Below are 17,348 nucleotides of genomic sequence, written 5' to 3'. Positions count from 1 at the left end.
TAAATTTCACTAACGTAATTGTTAGTTTTGCTCATCCTCTGGCAAGCACTTCTCAAAGATAAATTTATGCTCATTTGGCAAGGCGTTGTAGATAGCATTTGCTAAATTTCTTATCTCCCAAAGGGCTGATTTTGAGCTTCTTAGAGAGATGAAATTTTGCAAGCTTCTAGCGTTTATGCTCCATGTAAGCTCGGTTTTATAGCACTCTGGCAAGCAGTATTTAACTATATCAAGGCTTTTTGTAGTTGAAGCTAAAATTTCACGTAAATTTTCAAGCGCTTTTATGCTCGCGTTATCGACCATTTCGTCATTTGTTAGCACTATAAATTTAGCTGCACGCTCAAACTGCCCTACTTCAAATTTCTCCTCTTTTTTTAGCTCTTTTAGCGTGTAGCGGGTTGATTTGACGCTTAGGCTTGCTAATCGGTGGCGGGCTAGCTCTTGAAGTAGTGCGCGCGAGATGCCTTGGATGTAGAAGTTGTAGTAAAGATGCTCCAGCGTTGAAGCGTGTTTAAATTTATTACCCACCCTATCTATCAGCTCGACATCTTTTTCGCCGCCATTATCGCCTTTTTCAAAGCTATGCCAGCATGTGCGGATTGCGTGAGAGCAGATATTTAGTGGGGTGTGATTTAGAAGTGTTACTTGCATATTTTCTCTTTTAGTGAAATTTTTTAGCATTTTACAAAAAGAAGGCTGATTTTATTTGTAAATTTAAAAGGGAGCGAGCGCCCCCCCCCTTGTTATTGTTTTAGTTGAAGAAGTGTGTTTAGCATCTCATCACTTGTTGTGATCGTTTTTGAGTTTGCTTGAAAGCCTCTTTGGATGACGATAAGATCTGTTAGCGCACGGCTTAGATCGACGTTACTAGCTTCTAGTTTTGAAGCTGCGATCGTACCTTTATCACCTGTGCCTGCTGCGCCGATGACTGCTTCGCCTGAGTTAGCAGTTTGTGAAAAGACGTTTCCGCCCTCACTTTGAAGACCCTCGTTGTTTGTAAAGCTAGCAAGTGCAACTTGAGCTAGACCAAAGCTTTGTCCGTTTGTAAATGAGCCTATGATAGTTCCTGTTTCATCTACCTTCAAACCATTTAGCGTACCACCTGTGTAGCCATCTTGTGAGATAGACTCAGTTGATGAGTCTTTATCAAAGCTTGTTAGTCCGTTAAAGTCTGTTCCCAAGCCAAAATTTAAACTAACATTTTGACCACTTTGTGAGCCGTTGTTAGCTGAAAATGTTATCGTAGCTGGGTGAAAGCTAGCAAGTGAGCCATTTGAGTTAAATCTAACTGAACCAGTTACGACGTTGTCTGGACCCTCACCTGTGTAGTTTATCTTAGCAGGCTCTGGCACTTGGATGATCATATTCCACTCAGTTCCGCCATCTGTTGTAGTACCTGTTTTTGCCCATCTGATACTAACTGTGTGTTTTGAGCCAAGTGAGTCAAAAATTTCAGCTGTTGAACCGTGGCTTGACATCATCATCTTGCCACTTGCTCTTAGAGCTTGACCTGGGCTTAGTGCGCCATCAAGTGCTTTCATGATGTTTGTAAAGCGAACGTTTTCATTTACTGCTGCGTTATTTGTACCTTGAGCTGGTTTTGTAAGACCAGTTGTAGTCATATAAAGAGCTTGATCAGCTATTTCATTTGTAGGGTTTTCTAGTTGAAATTGACCTAGTTTATTTACAGTGATCTTTACGCCATCGTTTGTATCATCTCCAGCAATTGCCTGAAGCGCTGCGACAGCTGCTGCGTGTTTTTGATCAGGTGTACCAGTTGCTCCTGCATAAGCTGTATTGTATATTGTTGCGTAAGCTGGATTTGTTATAGCTGCGCCACCTGTGCCTGGAGCTATCTTGTGAGCCGCTGTTGCTTCTTTTGCAGCATCAAGTACATCTGAATTTGCTCTTATTAGGCCATCGCCGTTATAATCAACGTGGTTTCTAGCATCCTCTTGCATAGCTGCACGAAGATCTTCAGTTGTTGTTATTTGTCTTGCGATTTTGTCGTTATTTGGGTGAACAGCTGTTGTTTGTGAGCTTGTATAGACATATTGATAAGCTGTGATGATATCTTTACTAGCTAGACCACCAACTGTGTTTCCAGCATTTACCACTAAGTGAATATTTTTTGTCTCTTCGGTTGTGCCTGAGTTGTTTCTGTTTATAAGTGTTAGTTTATTGCCTTCTGAAATTTCAGCTCTAACGCCAGTTTTATTGTACTGAGCGTTGATAGCAGCTGCAACATCACTGATGCTTGTCATCGTACCAGCTTGGGATTTGATAGTTGTACCATTTATTGTGATATCAAGTGTTTCTGCTGGATTTATTTGACCGATTGTTTGAGCTGCAGGACTTCCTATACTAAATTTCTCAGTTTTAGCATTTGCGTAGCTTACCCAGATACCTTGTCCATCTCTTAGTGCAAGTCCGTTTCCAAGCTCGTCAAATGTAACACCAAGATCGACGCCACGCTCTGTTAAAATTTGCTCGTTTCTTGAGTTTGTATAAAATTCGTCGTTGTTTGTATCGTTTTCGTTATGAACTTCGTTGGCATTTAAAATTCCATCGTTATTGTAGTCGCGTCCGCCTGCAACTGAGTCAAGTGCGTATATAGGCGTGCTTCTTTGACCGATGCTGTTACCTGAGTCGAGGTTGCCTTTTATTTTAACTTCTGTTGTCGCTCTTGCTGGAGTTGTAAGACCTTCTTTGATGACGATGTTGCTTATAGGGCCTGTTGAGTCGATAGTGCCAGTCTCATCATCTCTAGTCCAGCCTTGAACGATGTATCCGCTGTTGTTTACGAAGTTACCAGCCTTATCACGAACAAAGTCGCCGTTTCTTGTATAATATCTTGTCGTTCCGCCATCTGGAGAGACGACAAAAAAGCCATTTCCCTGAAGAGCAAGGTCGGTTTGCTTAGTAGTGTCTGTTAGTGTGCCTTGTGAGAAAATTCTTGTAGTTGAGTTTATGGTCGTTCCTAGACCTATTTGCATAGCGTTTTGACCGCCTAGCTGACCTTGTGGAGCGGTAGCTACTCTTGGAGTTTGGCTTAGTATATCAGCAAAATTTGCGCGGTTGTATTTAAAACCATAGGTATTGACGTTTGCGATATTGTTGCCTTCTACGTCCATGGCTATCTGGTGGGCTTGTAGGCCTGAAACACCAGACCAAAGTGATCTCATCATGAGCTTATCCTTTTTCTCGTTTTAAATTTTTATAATCTTTCAAAGCAAAAGATGTTCCAAAATTTATATCGGCAAAAAATAGTTACTGAGGATATTTTAAATTTGGTAGATTGTATTTATAGATTGATATGATAGTAATAGTTTGTTCGCCCTCATCTATGACGAATACAACAACATATCCCTTGAAGACCAAGTCTCTTACTTGAGTATCTTTTATGATTAGATTTTCTCTGTAAGAGTATGGTCTTTCAGGGATTTTCATGATTTCATTTTTTAGACTATCGCGAAAGTTATATGCGCGATCCTTGTTATCTTGTTTTATAAATTTTAATATCTCTTTTAGACTCTCTTTAAAATCATCTGTAAAAAGAATTTTCATCTTAAATTTTGCCTTCTATTATGGCATCGGTTTCAGCGATCACATCATCAAGTGTGTAATATTTAAGCTCGCCACGTCTATGCTTTGTGATCAGCTCTTTTAAATTTTGTTCATTTTCTTTATTTACGTAGTAGTCGCTATAATCTACAAATTCAACCCTTGCATGAGGGTTTATTCGTTTTATCTCTTGAACCGCTTTTTGTAAAATTTGAGTTATCTGTGGTGTCTCTTCGGCAACTAGCATACCTATCATTTTTGCTCCTTACATATTTTATCTATCATATTTATCCAAGTATCAACGCGCCTACGATGCCACCGATGATTAGTGGGATGTTAAAAAATACAAATGTAGGCACGCAAGTATCATATATGTGGTTGTGCTCACCATCAGCATTTAGACCGCTCGTTGGTCCAAGTGTGCTGTCGCTTGCTGGGCTTCCAGCATCGCCTAGAGCCGCTGCTATACCAACTAGCAAGATGATAGCTGGCACGCCAAAGCCAAGGCTAAGGCAAAGTGGCACGTAGATAGAGGCTAAGATAGGGATAGTGCCAAAGCTAGTGCCTATGCCCATCGTCACAAGAAGTCCGATAAGTAGCATCAAAAATGCTCCACCTATCTTGCCGCCAGAGACCAAGCTGGCGTATTTTACAAGCTCGTCTATACCGCCACTCTCTCTTAAAATGGTGCCATATCCTGCAGCAACAAGCATGATAAATGCGATAAAGCCCATCATAGCAAGGCCATTATCCATGATCTTATCTACTTTTTTATATTCGATGCCTCCAAAAACGACCATAACCAAAAGTCCAAGTAGCGCGCCAAGTGGCAAGAGCGAAGTGTAAATTTGCACGACAAAGGCGACAACCGCACCAGCTAAGACCGCCCACTCTTTTTTAGTCATCTCAAGGCTTTTTGCACGCTCGATCTCGTCAAGTTCGGCCTTTTCAAATTTAGATGTTTTATAAACTCTCTTTCTGCCGTAGACAAAAATAGCGATGATAAGGCCAACCAACATCGACGCACCGCCTATCCACATAACCGATGAGATGTCTGAGATAGTTGTATTTATGCCGTTATTTGCTAGCTCTTTTTTAAGGATATTGTGAAAAAGAAGGCCAAAGCCAACGCTAAGGCTCACATAAGGCGCTTGCAGGCCAAATGTAAGAGCGCAAGCCACCGCACGCCTATCTATGCCCATTTTATTCATAAGGGCAAGAAGTGGTGGGATCAAGATAGGTATGAAGGCTATGTGAACTGGGATCAAGTTTTGAGACAAGCAAGCGATAAATGCGATAGTTAGCGTGAATATCACCTTATTTGAGCTAAGAAATTTACTCATTGCATTTATCAAAATGGCTGTTAAATTTGTATTTGCGATGGCAGCTGCAAGAGCACCTAGCAAGATGTAGCTAAGTGAGGTTTCAAGGTTGCCTTGCATGCCACTTATGAGGCTTTGCGTGGTCTCTTTTAAGGCCGTAAAAAAGCTCTCGATACCGCTTGCCAAACCGCTTTCAAATCCACTAAAACCATGCTTATACATGACGCCAGCGACAAGTGCTGAGATAAGGATAGAAAGCAGGATGTTAAAGCGCAGCAAACATAGCACCGTCATCACCAAAATGCTAAAAACAACAGGGTTAAAGAGAAGCATGAGTGTCCTTTTTGTATGAGTGCAAGAATTATACAAGGGCGGGGCTTATTAAATTTTAAAAAGAGTGGCTTAAGTGGGTATGTGTTAAGATTTTTGGCAAATTTTAAAAGGAAAAAGCGATGGATTTAGAGAAAATTTATAAGGATGCTGGGGCGTATTTAGAGGGGCACTTTTTGCTAAGTAGTGGCAACCACTCGCAGTTTTATCTGCAAAGTGCAAAGGTGCTTGAAGACCCTGCACTTGCGGCAAAACTAGCAGATGAGCTTGCCGCTGTGATAGAGAAATTTGGCATTAAATTTGATAGCGTTTGCTCGCCAGCACTTGGTGGAATTTTAGCTGGATATGAGCTAGCTCGTGCGGCGAAAAAACGCTTTATATTTACAGAGCGCGTTGATAGGGTGATGAGCTTAAGGCGTGGTTTTGAAGTAAAAAAGGGCGAGAAATTTATAGTTTGCGAAGATATTATCACAACTGGCGGCTCGGCGCTTGAGGCGGCTCGTGTCATAGAGAGTCTTGGTGGCGAGGTGGTTGGTTTTGCGGCACTTGCAAACCGCGGTTTTTGTAAGGTTGCAAATTTAGGCAATGAAGCTAAGGCAAATGCAAAACTGCCAAGTGATAAGCCATTTTTTGCTTTGGGGAATTTTGAATTTGAAATTTACGAGCCAGAGCACTGTCCGCTTTGTAAGAGTGGTAGCAAGGCTATTAAGCCTGGAAGCAGAGGCAACTAAATTTTATAAAATTTATCTCTTAAAGCTTAAAATAATAATATTTGTAACTTATTCGTTATTTTGGGCTTTGAGTAAATTTTCTCATCAAAATTTCTTTTTTTCCTTAAATTTTAAAAGTTAATTTATAATTAAGATTTGAATGTATAAAATGGCACGCAATTTTTAGGAGATCCCAAAATGCAAGGATGTGTGCTATGAAAATATCTACAAAGATAATTCTCACTTTTGTTTTCTCAGTTTTGCTTGTCAGCTGTTTGCTCATCTTTTTAAATAGCAAATTTTCAAGCGATCTAACTCAGTTTTTCACCCATAAGTCCTACGACGAGCTGGTAAATGCCAGAAAAGAAAATTTAAAAGATGACGTCGAGACGATCAATCAAATGATGCGTGAAATTTATAATGGCGGCAAAGAAAAAGGGCTAAGCGACGATGAGATAAAACAAGAAATTTTTAGAGTCGTCTCAAAGCTAAAATTCTTTAGCGACAAGACCGGCTATATCTTCATTTATGACTATGACGGCGTTGTTTTGATGCACCCTGAAAAGCCATCACTTGTTGGTAAAAATTTAATCGGACTAAAAGATCCAAAAGGGCTACTTCTTATAAAAGAGCTCATCGAAAAGGCTAAACAAGGTGGCGGATTTGTCACATTTGGCTGGGTGAAAAAAGAGGGGCAGGAGCCAGTGGAGAAGCTTGGCTACGCTGCAAATTTTGAGCCATATAAATGGATGCTAGGAAGTGGCGTATATGTCGATGACTTAGCGGACGAGACAGAAAAGACAAAGGCCGTGCTAAATGAGCAAAATAGCCAAAATACAAAAACATTTATCATCGCTTGCGCCCTGATAACGGTTGTTTTGATAGCTATCGTGCTATTTATCTTAAGTAGAGCGATCATCAGACCTATAAAAAATATCGTTGCAAATTTAACCGCGATGTCAGATGAGATAAAAAGTGGCAGAGGCGATCTTACTAAAAAGCTTGAAGTTAGTGGCAAAGATGAAATTTCAAACATCAAAAGCTCTATAAATGACCTAACAAGCGAGCTAAGATCTGTGATAGAGAGTGTTAAAGGCTTGGCGCATGAGAACTCTTCTATCGCCGAGCAGCTCTCATCTACCTCAGCTCAAACTACAAATTTAACCAACAAATCTTCGCTAATCGTCACAGATACGACAAATATGGCAAAAAATATGTCAGAAGAGATAAAGAGCTCATTTGAAGAGGCTAAGAAGAGCAAAGAAAATCTTGAAAGAACCTGTCTATACATAAATGAGGTCTCAAACGATGTTTTGGGGCTTAGCAAAAATGTAGATGAGGCTGCAAATAGCGAAATTTCACTCGCTAGCTCGATGAAAAGCCTAGCTGATCAAGCTAAAAATGTAAAAGATGTCTTAAATATCATCGACGACATCGCTGATCAGACAAATTTACTTGCTCTAAATGCCGCCATAGAAGCAGCCCGTGCAGGAGAGCATGGACGTGGCTTTGCAGTCGTGGCTGATGAGGTTAGGCAGCTAGCTGAACGCACGCAAAATAGCCTAAGCGAGATAAATGCGACTATAAATTTAATTGTTGAAGCGATCTCAAACTCAAGCCAAACCATCGGCGATAATGCTAAAAAAGCTGGCGAACTTTGCAAAAAATCAGCCCAAATAAATGAAAAAATAGAAAATATGAACCAGCTAATGAACGAGAGCGTTAGCTTAAATGAGACCTCTACGAAGGACTATTTAGAGACTGGACATAAGGTAGAAGAGCTGATAAAAGGCATTGTAAATATCGATGAAATTTCAAAACAAAACTCAAAAAGTATGGATGAAATCTCACTTGCAGCCGCTCATCTTTCAAAGATGACTGATAATCTAAACACTAGCCTTTCAAAATTTAGAACCTGATAAATTTAGCCAAATCTTTGGCTAAATTTAACTTTCTCTTTTAAATTTATCGCTTAAGTAGCAAGCCTATTTTTTACTTTAAGCTTACGATCATGATGTAAATTTATGAAATAATTTTTATTTTGTGTTATTTAAGTCGGCATTTTGGCTTAAGAGATGAGATGACGTATGCAAGAGTATGATATTTTAGATGTTTTATCAAACAAAAAGGTCCTTTGCCTTGAGGACGAAGAGGCGATATTAAAAAACATTTGCGCGTCACTTGAGCTATTTTTTGCTGAGGTGACAGGCGTGCAAGACGGCTCTGAGGCGCTGGAGCTTGCACTAAGCGACGCCTATGATGTTTTGGTGCTTGATATAAGCGTGCCAAATATCGATGGCCTTGAGATCGCTAAAAAAGTAAGAGCTATCAATCAAAAAATCCCTATCGTAATACTCTCAAGCCACGTCGAGCAAGAGTATCTGTGGCGCGCGGTTGAGCTAAAGATCACAAGATACCTTGCAAAACCATACGATAAAAAATCTTTCATCAAAGCGCTTGAAGATGTTGCTATGGAGCTTGTGGGACGCACTCCGAGGGTTAAGATCGCCGATGATATAGAGTATGACTTTAGCAAAAAGGCACTTTATGTAAGTGGTCAAATTTCTCATCTAAGCAAGAGTGAGAGCCGCCTTTTTGAGTACTTTATAAACAATAAAAATAAAACCATCACTTATGAACAGATATTTGACTACATCTGGGAGTACGAGCAGCCTACAAAAGAGGCTATAAAAACGATCGTAAAAGAGCTTAGAAGAAAGCTTGGCAAAGACGTGATCAAAAATTTATATGGCGTGGGCTACCTTTGTGAGATATAAATTTCAGCTAATAGTCGGTGCTTTTATCTTTGTCTATCTGCTAGTTTCGGCACTTGTTTTAAATTTCTACAACGATCTTGCGATGAAAGACGCCAAAAAAGAGGCGTATTATGTTTTAGAGGGCATAAATTCTGTAAGAGAGTACATCGCTGGAGTTCAGCGCCCGCTAATCGAGCAGTTAAAAGAGCAGGGCATCTTAAAAGAGGACTTTTTTGACGAGAGACTTCTGTCATCTTCATATATAAGCCGTGAAATTTACAACATCCAAAAGAAAAAATACAACCTTGAATTTGACTACAAGCTAGTTGCCATCGCTCCGCTAAATAAGGCTCACCAGCCAAATGAATTTGAAGCTGGCGTCTTGCATGGCTTTAAAGAAAATAAATTTCAAGAATTTGTAAAGATAATAAAAGATGAAAATGGCTCACAGCTCTTTGTAGGTCTGCCTATAAAAAACCAAAGCCCAAGCTGTCTAGCCTGTCATAGCAGCGCAAATGCCCCACAACAAATGCTAAAAAAATATGGCATGGAGGGCATAGAGATCCCAGATGTGAACGAAACGGTCGCGATGATCTCTTTTAAGATACCAATCCGCGCTATTTTTACATACCATTTGCAAGAGGTCATCGTCATAATGAGCGCTATAACGCTTATCTTTGGGCTATTTTTGCTACTTGTTTATAAGATGCATAGGCGAGGCGAGGAGAGCAAAAAGCAGACTGAGCAGCTGATGATCCATCAAAGCCGCCTAGCCTCTATGGGCGAGATGATAGGCAATATCTCGCACCAGTGGAAGCAGCCGCTTGCTCAGATAAGCTCAGCTTTGATAAATTTAGAGCTTTATCAGGAGCGAAAGAAGCTTGATGAGGCGAAAATTTATGAATTTATAGAAGAGACAAGCAAGCAGATAAATTTCATGTCAGAAACCGTTGATGACTTTAAAAATTTCTTTAGTCCAAATACCTTGAGAAAAGAATTTAAGGTGCTTGAAGTGATAAATCAAACGATAAAAATTTTAAACGCAACGCTTAAAAAGTATCAGATCGAAGTGCAGCTTGACGTGAGAGAAAATTTTGAACTATTTGCAAATTTTAATGAGATAATCCAAATTTTAATAAACATCATAAACAACGCAAAAGACGCATTTAAACAAAGCTACACAAAGCCAAGAGTGATAAAGATAAGCACCTTTTTAAAAGATGATCGCAAGAATTTATGCGTGCAAAATAACGCAGGAGCGATAAAAAATTCATTTTTAAAGGTTATCTTTGAGCCACACTTTAGCACAAAAGAGAGCGGTAGCGGGCTTGGACTATATATGAGCCGTCTTATCGCTCGCAAAAACAACGCCCTAATCTTTGCTAAAAATGTGGATGAAAACCACGTTGCATTTACAATTAGTTTCGAAAATTTATAATTTGTTAATTTTCCCCCTTTTCTGCCCTTTTTTGGTGTTAAGATTATCAGTATGAAATCATTTTGATTTTAGGATAAAAATTCAAAGGAGGAGACGTGAGAAACTTACACAAAGCCTTAGCAGGCTTACTCATGGGTGTTAGTATCTTTGCTTCACAAGCCTGTTGCGAAGAGCATAATATGCAGATGTCCGATAAAGCACGTGATGTTATCGCAAATCCTAAAGGCACACTGCAAAGTAGAGGTGTTGTCTCCTTGCAAGACTACGTCGTAGAAGAGCAAGAGATGTATAACTGGCTATTTAAAAACCACCCTATTTTTACAAAGTATGGTGGCAAAACCGTCGGCAAAATGGTCGTTCATGACCGCGGCTTAGAGTGGCTTGCCGAGGGACATGGCTTTGATATGTCAAAGCTTAGTAAAAGAGATGGCGGTAAGGGCTATAGCTCTATGATGTATAGAATTCCAGCCACTTCATCGCTTCAGTTTCCTAATAAATTTGTAGGACCAGAAAAGTGCGGTGAGTGTCACCCAGCTCAGTATGAGGTCTGGAGCAGATCTCGCCACGCAACTACTATGCGCTTCCCTGGCGAGCACCCAGAGGTTAATAACAACCTAACTGAGCCAGTATTTGACAAAGATACCGCTTCTATCCTTCCAAAAGGTATCACTCCAGATGTCATCTACGCAACCGTTGGTCACTTAAGAACTAAGATGGGCTACGTCGATGCATGGCTACTTCGTGGTACTTACTACGTTGAGGGCGGTTTGCTAAGAGATGGCACAGGTCAGATCGTAGCTGGCGGTAACCAATGGCAAAGAACATGGGCGTTAAATTTAGATGACGCAACTGTTAAAAAGATAAAAGAGCTCGTTCCAGAATTTCCTGGCACTCTTGAAGAGTATGGCGATAATGGTGGATATGTTAGAGGTCTTGCCTCATACGCCGCAAAACATAAAAAGTCGATGTTTTTCCAAGCAAATTCATCATATTGTGAGGTTTGCCACCCAGTTAAATTTGACTTTAAGTCAAAAGCAGAATTTTACGCAGCACTTGGTAATGCCAAAGAGCTTCAAAAACACACTATCTCAAAAGGCGTAAGCTGTGAGGAGTGCCACGGGGCTGGCGGTCACCTTGATGGAGCTACAAATTTTAGAACATCAAACTGCGAACGCTGTCACCAAAGATTTAACTTTAGCCCAGATCTAATGCGAGCTAATCCGCTTAACAACGGCAAGCTTGATCTCTCACTTAGCTCTAAATTTAAATCAATGGGACCAGGATGTGGTTCTGAGGGCTCACAATCATACTTTACCGCTCACTACGATAAAGGCATGAGATGCGTCACTTGCCACGATCCACACGACAACACAGGTAACGTTGTAGGCGATAAGAGCGTAACTGGCATGAACTACAACCCAGATCAAGGCTATCTAAGTGCATTCTACACTAAACCAAAGATCAAAAAAGATTGTAAAGATTGTCACGAGACTCAAGCATATATCGCATCAAAAGCAGATACACACAAAAACAACACTTGTGCATCTTGCCACATGCCATTTATGATGAGCTGCGAGAATTTCTACGCTGTTCAGTTCCAAGACAACGCTGGCTTTGATACTCAAAGGCGCTCTCACATCTGGAAGATCATGGTCGATCCAAAAGAGAAATCTCTTGTCCCAGGCGCTGCTTCTAAAGATGCAAGAGACGGAAAAGATTGGCACTTTGAGAGAGATAAAAATGGCCACAACTATGTTGATTTGATGTGGGCATGCGCTAGAACATCTTGGGCTGATAAAGATATGAAAGATAACAAAGGCTGCCATAGCCCAGTGCTATCTGAGCTAAAACCAACACTTCATTTCAAAAACCAAAAACAAGTTTATGATGAGGTTATGGGATGGCAAACTCCAGTTAAAAATGAATTCTCAGAGGTCAAAATAGGCATCGAGGGAATTTACTCACTACTAGAGACTAAAAAGCTAGATCCAAGTGATAAAGCAAGAGTTTATGAGCTTGTCCAAAACGCTCAAGAGATCATCGATATGGTTGAAAAAGATGGTTCGTGGGGTATGCACGGATTTAAATTTACTAAACAAAGACTAGATGCATCTAAAGAGTATATAAAAGAAGCTCAGAGAATTCTAAACAAAAATTTATAGCATTTAGGGGCTAGTTTTAGCCCCTTTAATCTTAAGGGTTTGAAATGAAAAATGGGTTTTTAAAATGTTCGCTACTTCTTAGCCTAAGTGTGGCTAGCCTCTTGGCAAATGTCGATACAAACGACTCTTATGCCATAGGCGCAACAAGTGGTGGATATGTTTTAAAAGGACTGCTAGATCAAAAACAACTAGGTGTTGGCTATGACGCTGATGCAGTCATAAGAGGCTTTAGCGATGCGCTAAAGAGCGAGCTAAAACTAAGTGATGATGAGATAGCAAAGCTACTAAACAAAAGGGCTGAAAGCTTAGAGAAGATAGTAAAAGAAAAAGAGGCTGCCAAGCTAAAAGAGAATTTAGCCCAAGGCAAAGCCTATATGGAAAAAAATGCAAAAAACAAAAATGTAAAAACAACAAAATCAAATTTACAATATGAGATCATAAAAGGTGGCTCAAAAGGGGCTACTCCAAAGCCTGAGAGCATCATCATAGTAAATTATAAAGCAAGCTTTGTCGATGGCAAGGTTTTTGACGAGACAAAAGAGGCTCCAGCTCATCTTTCGATGCTAAATTTGATCCCTGGTCTTGAAGAGGGGCTCTTGCTTATGAAAGAGGGCGAGAAGTTTAAATTTGTCATCCCGCCTGAGCTTGCATACGGCGATAGCGGCATGGAGGGGATACCTGGTGGCGAGACTATCGTTTTTGAGATAGAGCTTATTAAGGTCTTAAAGCCTGGTGAACTAGCTGAGGCGGCAAGAAAAATTCATGAAAAAGAGCAAAATGAGGGCATTAAAAAGCCTCATTAAGGCATAAATGGAGTTAAAAATGCAAAATCAAAATAGCAGAAGAGCCTTCTTTAAACGCATGGCAGTTGTGGCTGCTGGTGCTAGCGTGGCAAGTAGTGGTTTTGCTTTTAAGAGTGAAGAGAGTGCGAAAAAACCACATTTTGGCATGATATTTGACCAAAACAAATGCGTTGGCTGCACGGACTGCGAAGTGGCATGTAGAAAAGTAAATTTAGTCCCAAAAGGACAGATGAGACTTTTTGTAGAGGATAAGACTGATCCAAAAAATTTGCTTGATAAAAGATATGTAAGAGTATCTTGTCAGCAGTGTGAGGATGCGCCTTGCGTGGCTGTTTGCCCAACAAAAGCCTGTCATAAGGACATAAAAACTGGCATCCAAACTACAAACATAGATGACTGTATCGCCTGTAAATACTGCATCGTAGCCTGTCCTTACGACGTGAGATATATCGATAAGTTTAGTCACTCAGCCCAAAGCTGTAACTTCTGCATAGATACAAATTTAAAGGATAAAAAAGATCCAGCCTGCGTTGAGGCGTGCAGATATGAGGCTTTGGTATTTGGTGATTTAAACGATGAGAGCTCGCATATTAGCCAATTACTAGCTGTCAAAGATAGCATAAGGCTAAGAGCAGAACTTGGCACAAAACCAAGCCTTAGATATATTCCTAAAGTAAAAGCGGGGGTGTAAGATGGATGGTGCATTAAATTTCACTGCGACATTTTCGCACGCAGTTGAGTGGGGCTGGCCGATCGCTGTTTATCTTCTGCTAGCTGGTATGAGTGGTGGAGCGCTAATAGCTGCCATACTTCTAAAGCGCTACAAAAGACAAGAGAGCTTTAGTCCATTTTTCAAGGCTGCTTCGCTTTTAGCATTTGTTAGCATCATGCTTGGTATGGTTTGCTTGATAGCTGACCTTGAAAAGCCACTTTTGTTTTGGAAAATTTTGATTAATTACAACTTCACATCAGTTATGTCTATCGGTGTAGCTGGACTTTGCGTATTTATACCGCTTAGCTTTTTGATGTGTCTATACGCCTTTGGCGCGGAGTTAAAGTCATTTTGTGGCTTTTTTGATGGCGTGATGAAAATTTTATCGCCACTTTATCCGCTCTTAAGTGCGCTTTGCCTGCTTTTTGCGGTTATCATTTGCGCTTATACAGGCTTTTTGATCTCGGTGCTCATTAGATTTCCACTTTTAAACACCGCCGTTTTACCAGCGCTTTTCATAGCTTCAGGACTAAGTGCTGGCATAAGTGGTAGCAGCTTGATAGCGGCACTATTTTTCAAAGAAGATCCACACTCAAGCGACCTTGGCTCGCTTCATGGCGTGGAGTTTTACGTATTATGCGCTGAAATTTTACTCATTTTAATGCTTTTTGTCTCACTTTTGCTTGGCTCAAGCTATCAACAAGGTGCGGCAGTTGCATTTTATAGTGGCGTTTGGGCTAAATTCTTTTGGCTTGGGGTTGTTTTAGTTGGCTTTGTCTTGCCTCTTGTTTTAAATTTCGCACTTGGCAAGATGAAATTTAGCTTCTACCTTGGCTCATTTGCAGCAGTCGTTGGCGTTTTATTGCTTAGGGTTTTTATACTTTATGCAGGACAGACTTATAGCATTTAAGGCTTAAGGGCAGGTGATGAAAATTTTAAACATTTATCGCTTGTCTTTAATATTATTATTTATCCTTGCTTTTGGTGCAGGGGTGGCGACCTTTTTGGAAAATTTTTATGACACACAGACGGCTAGAGTGCTTGTTTATGAAGCGCTCTGGTACGAGTGCGTCATGGCAGCTTGCGCCATTTGTTTAGCCATTAGCATCGTAAAAACCAAGATGTATAAAAAATTTGGCGCATTTTTGATACATCTTGCTTTTATTCTGATCTTCATCGGTGCTGCGCTTACAAGATACTTTGGCGAAGAGGGCGTTATGCACTTAAGAGTTGGCGAGAGTGGCAACTATATGCAAAGCACAAAGCCATATTTGAGAGTGCAAATTTCAAATGAAAGCTTTGAATATCCATTAAAACTTAGTCTGCTTGGCAAAAACGACTTTCGCTTCAAAAAAGATATAAATGGCAAAGAATTTGAGATAAAGATAACTGGCTATAAAAAAGATGAGAAAAACGCTCCAGCCACGCTTAGCATAGAGGCTGGCTTTGCTAATGAAAAGAGCAAAAGCGCCAAGCTAAAAGGTGGCGCTGGATACGATCTTGAGCCAAGCATTTTAAGCTTTGATGGGCAAGAGGCGAAATTTTACTTTAGCTCTGATGCCATAAATTTACCATTTACACTAAGGCTTGATAAATTTATCCTAGAGCGCTACGCAGGGCTAAATAGCCCATCATCTTACACGAGCAAAGTAAGCATCGCAGGTGCCCAGCATGAAATTTCGCTAAATCACCCACTAAGCATCATGGGCTATAAAATTTTTCAGTCATCATACGACGCTGACGAGCTTGGAAGCGCCTTTGAGATCAGCTTTGATCCTGGCAAAGTGCCAACTTACATCGGATATTTTCTGCTTTGCCTTGGCTTTGTGGGAAATTTATTTAGCAAAAAGAGCCGATTTTTTAGACTTTGTAACTTCATAAAAGGCACGCAGTTTGCATTTTTAGCCATGATTTTGCTAAACGCCACGCCAAATTTCGCAAGCGATGAAGCTATAAATTTTAAAGCTCACGCAGATAAATTTGCCAAAATTTTAGTTCAAACTGATAGCAGGATCGCCCCAGCTGGCTCTTATACAAGGGCAGTAATAAGCAAAATTTCAACCAAAACCACGCTCTTTGGACTTAGTAGCGATGAGCTGATGCTCTCTTTTGCCATCTCGCCACAAGAGTGGATGGATAAAAGGATAGTGAAGATCACGAGTGAGCGCGTGGGCGAGCTTTTAGGCGTTAGTGAGAAATTTGCTAGCTTTAATGACGTTTTTAACGAAAATGGCGAGTATAAGCTGGCTAAATTTGTAGAAGCTGCAAATGAAAAATCCGCTTCAAAAAGAGATAAATTTGATAGCGATGTCATTAAATTTGATGAGAGGCTAAATGTCTTATACCTTGCTCTAAAGGGCGAAATTTTAAAATTTATCCCCACTAAAAAAGGTGAAGCGATCAAGTGGCTAGGCGTAAATGAAGCCTTTAGCAAAGATGAAATTTCAAACGAGTTTAAAATCGTTTTAGGTGCTTACATAGAAAATTTAAGCCTTTGCGTAAAAAGTGGCGAGTGCGCTGGGGCTGATAGGAGTTTGGAGCAAATATCAAGCTATCAAAGAAGCACTCTAGGCTCTCTTGCGCCAAGCGAGGCAAAGGTCGGCCTTGAAGTGCTTTATAACCAAATGGAGATATTTAAATTTCTTATCTATTTTTACATAATCCTAGCTCTTGCTTCGCTCGCTCTTGGCTTTTATAGGCTATTTTTTGGGAGGAAATTTAGATTTGAAAGAGCGATTAGCCTTGCGTTTTTTACTGCGTTTATAGTGCATGCTCTAAATTTAGCCCTACGCGCCTACATCTCAGGTCACGTGCCTTGGAGTGATGCTTATGAGAGTTTGGTCTATATCTCGCTTATAAGCGTGCTAGCTGGAGTGCTATTTTTCAAGCATCAAAGCTTCGCACTAGGCGCTGCTTCGCTCTTTGCAAGTGTTAGCTTGCTGGTTGCTCATCTAAATTTTATAAACCCTCAGATAACAAATTTAGTCCCAGTTTTAAAGTCATTTTGGCTTAGCGTGCATGTAAGCGTCATCACAGCAAGCTACGGCTTTTTGGGCTTTGGCTTTGTGCTAGGGCTTGTGGGACTTATATTGATGGCTCTAAAAAATGACAAAAATGAGCAAAAACTTAGCGAGCAGATAAGATACCTCGCCGCCACCGACGAGCTAAGCCTCATCATAGGTCTTAGCTTGCTAACTATCGGAAATTTCTTAGGCGGCGTCTGGGCGAATGAGAGCTGGGGCAGATACTGGGGCTGGGACAGCAAAGAGAGCTGGTCATACATCACGATCATCGTCTATGCCATAGTGCTTCACTTAAGATTTATACCAAAGCTAAAGGGCGTTTTCGCCTTTTTAACAGCTAGCGTGCTATCATTTGCTTCGGTACTTTTTACATATTTTGGAGTAAATTTCTACCTTAGTGGGCTTCACTCATACGCAAATGGTGAGAGCTTTGGCATCTCAGGGCTAATATACTTGATCTTAGCGGCTCTTGCCTTGCTGATCGCCCTAGCTTATCGTGGCAGAGATATAAAAGTAGTTTAGGAGATA

General features: G+C 40.5%; 14 protein-coding genes. 9 read left to right on the top strand and 5 right to left on the bottom strand.

The features are described from left to right. Positions 1 to 21: 21 nt before the first annotated feature. The 5 genes from thyX to MTT29_RS06675 all read right to left on the bottom strand — a co-directional run bounded on the left by thyX (position 22) and on the right by MTT29_RS06675 (position 5,219). Positions 22 to 651, bottom strand: coding sequence for an FAD-dependent thymidylate synthase (gene thyX / locus MTT29_RS06695; protein ID WP_429800131.1), 630 nt, complete (start codon positions 649 to 651; stop codon positions 22 to 24). A 92-nt stretch (positions 652 to 743) separates the two neighbouring features. Continuing rightward, complete coding sequence (gene flgE / locus MTT29_RS06690; protein ID WP_429800130.1) at positions 744 to 3,188, bottom strand: flagellar hook protein FlgE; 2,445 nt, start codon at positions 3,186 to 3,188, stop codon at positions 744 to 746. A gap of 82 nt (positions 3,189 to 3,270) precedes the next feature. Continuing rightward, on the bottom strand, positions 3,271 to 3,567 hold the full coding sequence (locus tag MTT29_RS06685; RefSeq protein WP_429800129.1) for a type II toxin-antitoxin system RelE/ParE family toxin: 297 nt from the start codon (positions 3,565 to 3,567) through the stop codon (positions 3,271 to 3,273). Position 3,568: 1 nt separating this feature from the next. Then, positions 3,569 to 3,820, bottom strand: coding sequence for a hypothetical protein (locus tag MTT29_RS06680; RefSeq protein WP_429800128.1), 252 nt, complete (start codon positions 3,818 to 3,820; stop codon positions 3,569 to 3,571). A gap of 31 nt (positions 3,821 to 3,851) precedes the next feature. After that, positions 3,852 to 5,219, bottom strand: a complete 1,368-nt coding sequence (locus MTT29_RS06675; protein WP_429800127.1) for a Na+/H+ antiporter NhaC family protein — start codon at positions 5,217 to 5,219, stop codon at positions 3,852 to 3,854. A 119-nt stretch (positions 5,220 to 5,338) separates the two neighbouring features. Here MTT29_RS06675 and pyrE point away from each other — a divergent pair, with 119 nt between their 5' ends. From pyrE to ccsA, 9 genes are all read left to right on the top strand, one after another. Next, on the top strand, positions 5,339 to 5,947 hold the full coding sequence (gene pyrE / locus MTT29_RS06670; RefSeq protein WP_429800126.1) for an orotate phosphoribosyltransferase: 609 nt from the start codon (positions 5,339 to 5,341) through the stop codon (positions 5,945 to 5,947). A gap of 185 nt (positions 5,948 to 6,132) precedes the next feature. Continuing rightward, positions 6,133 to 7,845: a methyl-accepting chemotaxis protein gene (locus tag MTT29_RS06665; RefSeq protein WP_429800125.1), complete on the top strand. Its 1,713-nt coding sequence runs from the start codon at positions 6,133 to 6,135 to the stop codon at positions 7,843 to 7,845. A gap of 168 nt (positions 7,846 to 8,013) precedes the next feature. After that, positions 8,014 to 8,703, top strand: a complete 690-nt coding sequence (locus MTT29_RS06660) for a response regulator transcription factor (protein ID WP_429800124.1) — start codon at positions 8,014 to 8,016, stop codon at positions 8,701 to 8,703. Beyond that, positions 8,693 to 10,120 (top strand): c-type heme family protein, encoded by a 1,428-nt coding sequence (locus MTT29_RS06655; RefSeq protein ID WP_429800123.1) that lies wholly within the window; start codon positions 8,693 to 8,695, stop codon positions 10,118 to 10,120. The genes MTT29_RS06660 and MTT29_RS06655 overlap by 11 nt, the downstream gene beginning before the upstream one ends. Positions 10,121 to 10,215: 95 nt before the next feature. After that, on the top strand, positions 10,216 to 12,282 hold the full coding sequence (locus MTT29_RS06650) for a cytochrome C (protein ID WP_107848016.1): 2,067 nt from the start codon (positions 10,216 to 10,218) through the stop codon (positions 12,280 to 12,282). 44 nt (positions 12,283 to 12,326) lie between these two features. Continuing rightward, the gene (locus MTT29_RS06645; protein ID WP_429800122.1) at positions 12,327 to 13,085 is read left to right on the top strand and encodes an FKBP-type peptidyl-prolyl cis-trans isomerase; all 759 of its coding nucleotides are present in this window, start codon (positions 12,327 to 12,329) and stop codon (positions 13,083 to 13,085) included. 19 nt (positions 13,086 to 13,104) lie between these two features. Then, positions 13,105 to 13,776: a 4Fe-4S dicluster domain-containing protein gene (locus MTT29_RS06640; protein WP_035143353.1), complete on the top strand. Its 672-nt coding sequence runs from the start codon at positions 13,105 to 13,107 to the stop codon at positions 13,774 to 13,776. A 1-nt stretch (position 13,777) separates the two neighbouring features. Next, on the top strand, positions 13,778 to 14,707 hold the full coding sequence (gene nrfD, locus MTT29_RS06635; RefSeq protein WP_429800121.1) for an NrfD/PsrC family molybdoenzyme membrane anchor subunit: 930 nt from the start codon (positions 13,778 to 13,780) through the stop codon (positions 14,705 to 14,707). A 16-nt stretch (positions 14,708 to 14,723) separates the two neighbouring features. After that, a complete protein-coding gene (gene ccsA, locus MTT29_RS06630) occupies positions 14,724 to 17,342 on the top strand; it encodes a cytochrome c biogenesis protein CcsA (RefSeq protein WP_429800120.1) in 2,619 nt (872 codons plus the stop codon). Positions 17,343 to 17,348: the final 6 nt, after the last annotated feature.

This window comes from Campylobacter concisus, from assembly GCF_050447485.1.
Taxonomy (GTDB): domain Bacteria; phylum Campylobacterota; class Campylobacteria; order Campylobacterales; family Campylobacteraceae; genus Campylobacter_A; species Campylobacter_A concisus_BQ.
Note: the sequence above shows the minus strand (reverse complement) of the source record. Positions and strands in the feature narration are given on the sequence as shown.

Excerpts from the sequence above, each read along its gene's own strand:
- nrfD (WP_429800121.1), top strand. The coding sequence starts at position 13,778 with ATGGATGGTGCATTAAATTTCACTGCGACATTTTCGCACGCAGTTGAG.
- flgE (WP_429800130.1), bottom strand. The coding sequence starts at position 3,188 with ATGATGAGATCACTTTGGTCTGGTGTTTCAGGCCTACAAGCCCACCAG.
- MTT29_RS06640 (WP_035143353.1), top strand. The coding sequence starts at position 13,105 with ATGCAAAATCAAAATAGCAGAAGAGCCTTCTTTAAACGCATGGCAGTT.
- MTT29_RS06680 (WP_429800128.1), bottom strand. The coding sequence starts at position 3,820 with ATGATAGGTATGCTAGTTGCCGAAGAGACACCACAGATAACTCAAATT.
- MTT29_RS06685 (WP_429800129.1), bottom strand. The coding sequence starts at position 3,567 with ATGAAAATTCTTTTTACAGATGATTTTAAAGAGAGTCTAAAAGAGATA.
- MTT29_RS06675 (WP_429800127.1), bottom strand. The coding sequence starts at position 5,219 with ATGCTTCTCTTTAACCCTGTTGTTTTTAGCATTTTGGTGATGACGGTG.
- MTT29_RS06665 (WP_429800125.1), top strand. The coding sequence starts at position 6,133 with ATGTGTGCTATGAAAATATCTACAAAGATAATTCTCACTTTTGTTTTC.
- MTT29_RS06645 (WP_429800122.1), top strand. The coding sequence starts at position 12,327 with ATGAAAAATGGGTTTTTAAAATGTTCGCTACTTCTTAGCCTAAGTGTG.
- MTT29_RS06660 (WP_429800124.1), top strand. The coding sequence starts at position 8,014 with ATGCAAGAGTATGATATTTTAGATGTTTTATCAAACAAAAAGGTCCTT.
- ccsA (WP_429800120.1), top strand. The coding sequence starts at position 14,724 with ATGAAAATTTTAAACATTTATCGCTTGTCTTTAATATTATTATTTATC.
- thyX (WP_429800131.1), bottom strand. The coding sequence starts at position 651 with ATGCAAGTAACACTTCTAAATCACACCCCACTAAATATCTGCTCTCAC.
- pyrE (WP_429800126.1), top strand. The coding sequence starts at position 5,339 with ATGGATTTAGAGAAAATTTATAAGGATGCTGGGGCGTATTTAGAGGGG.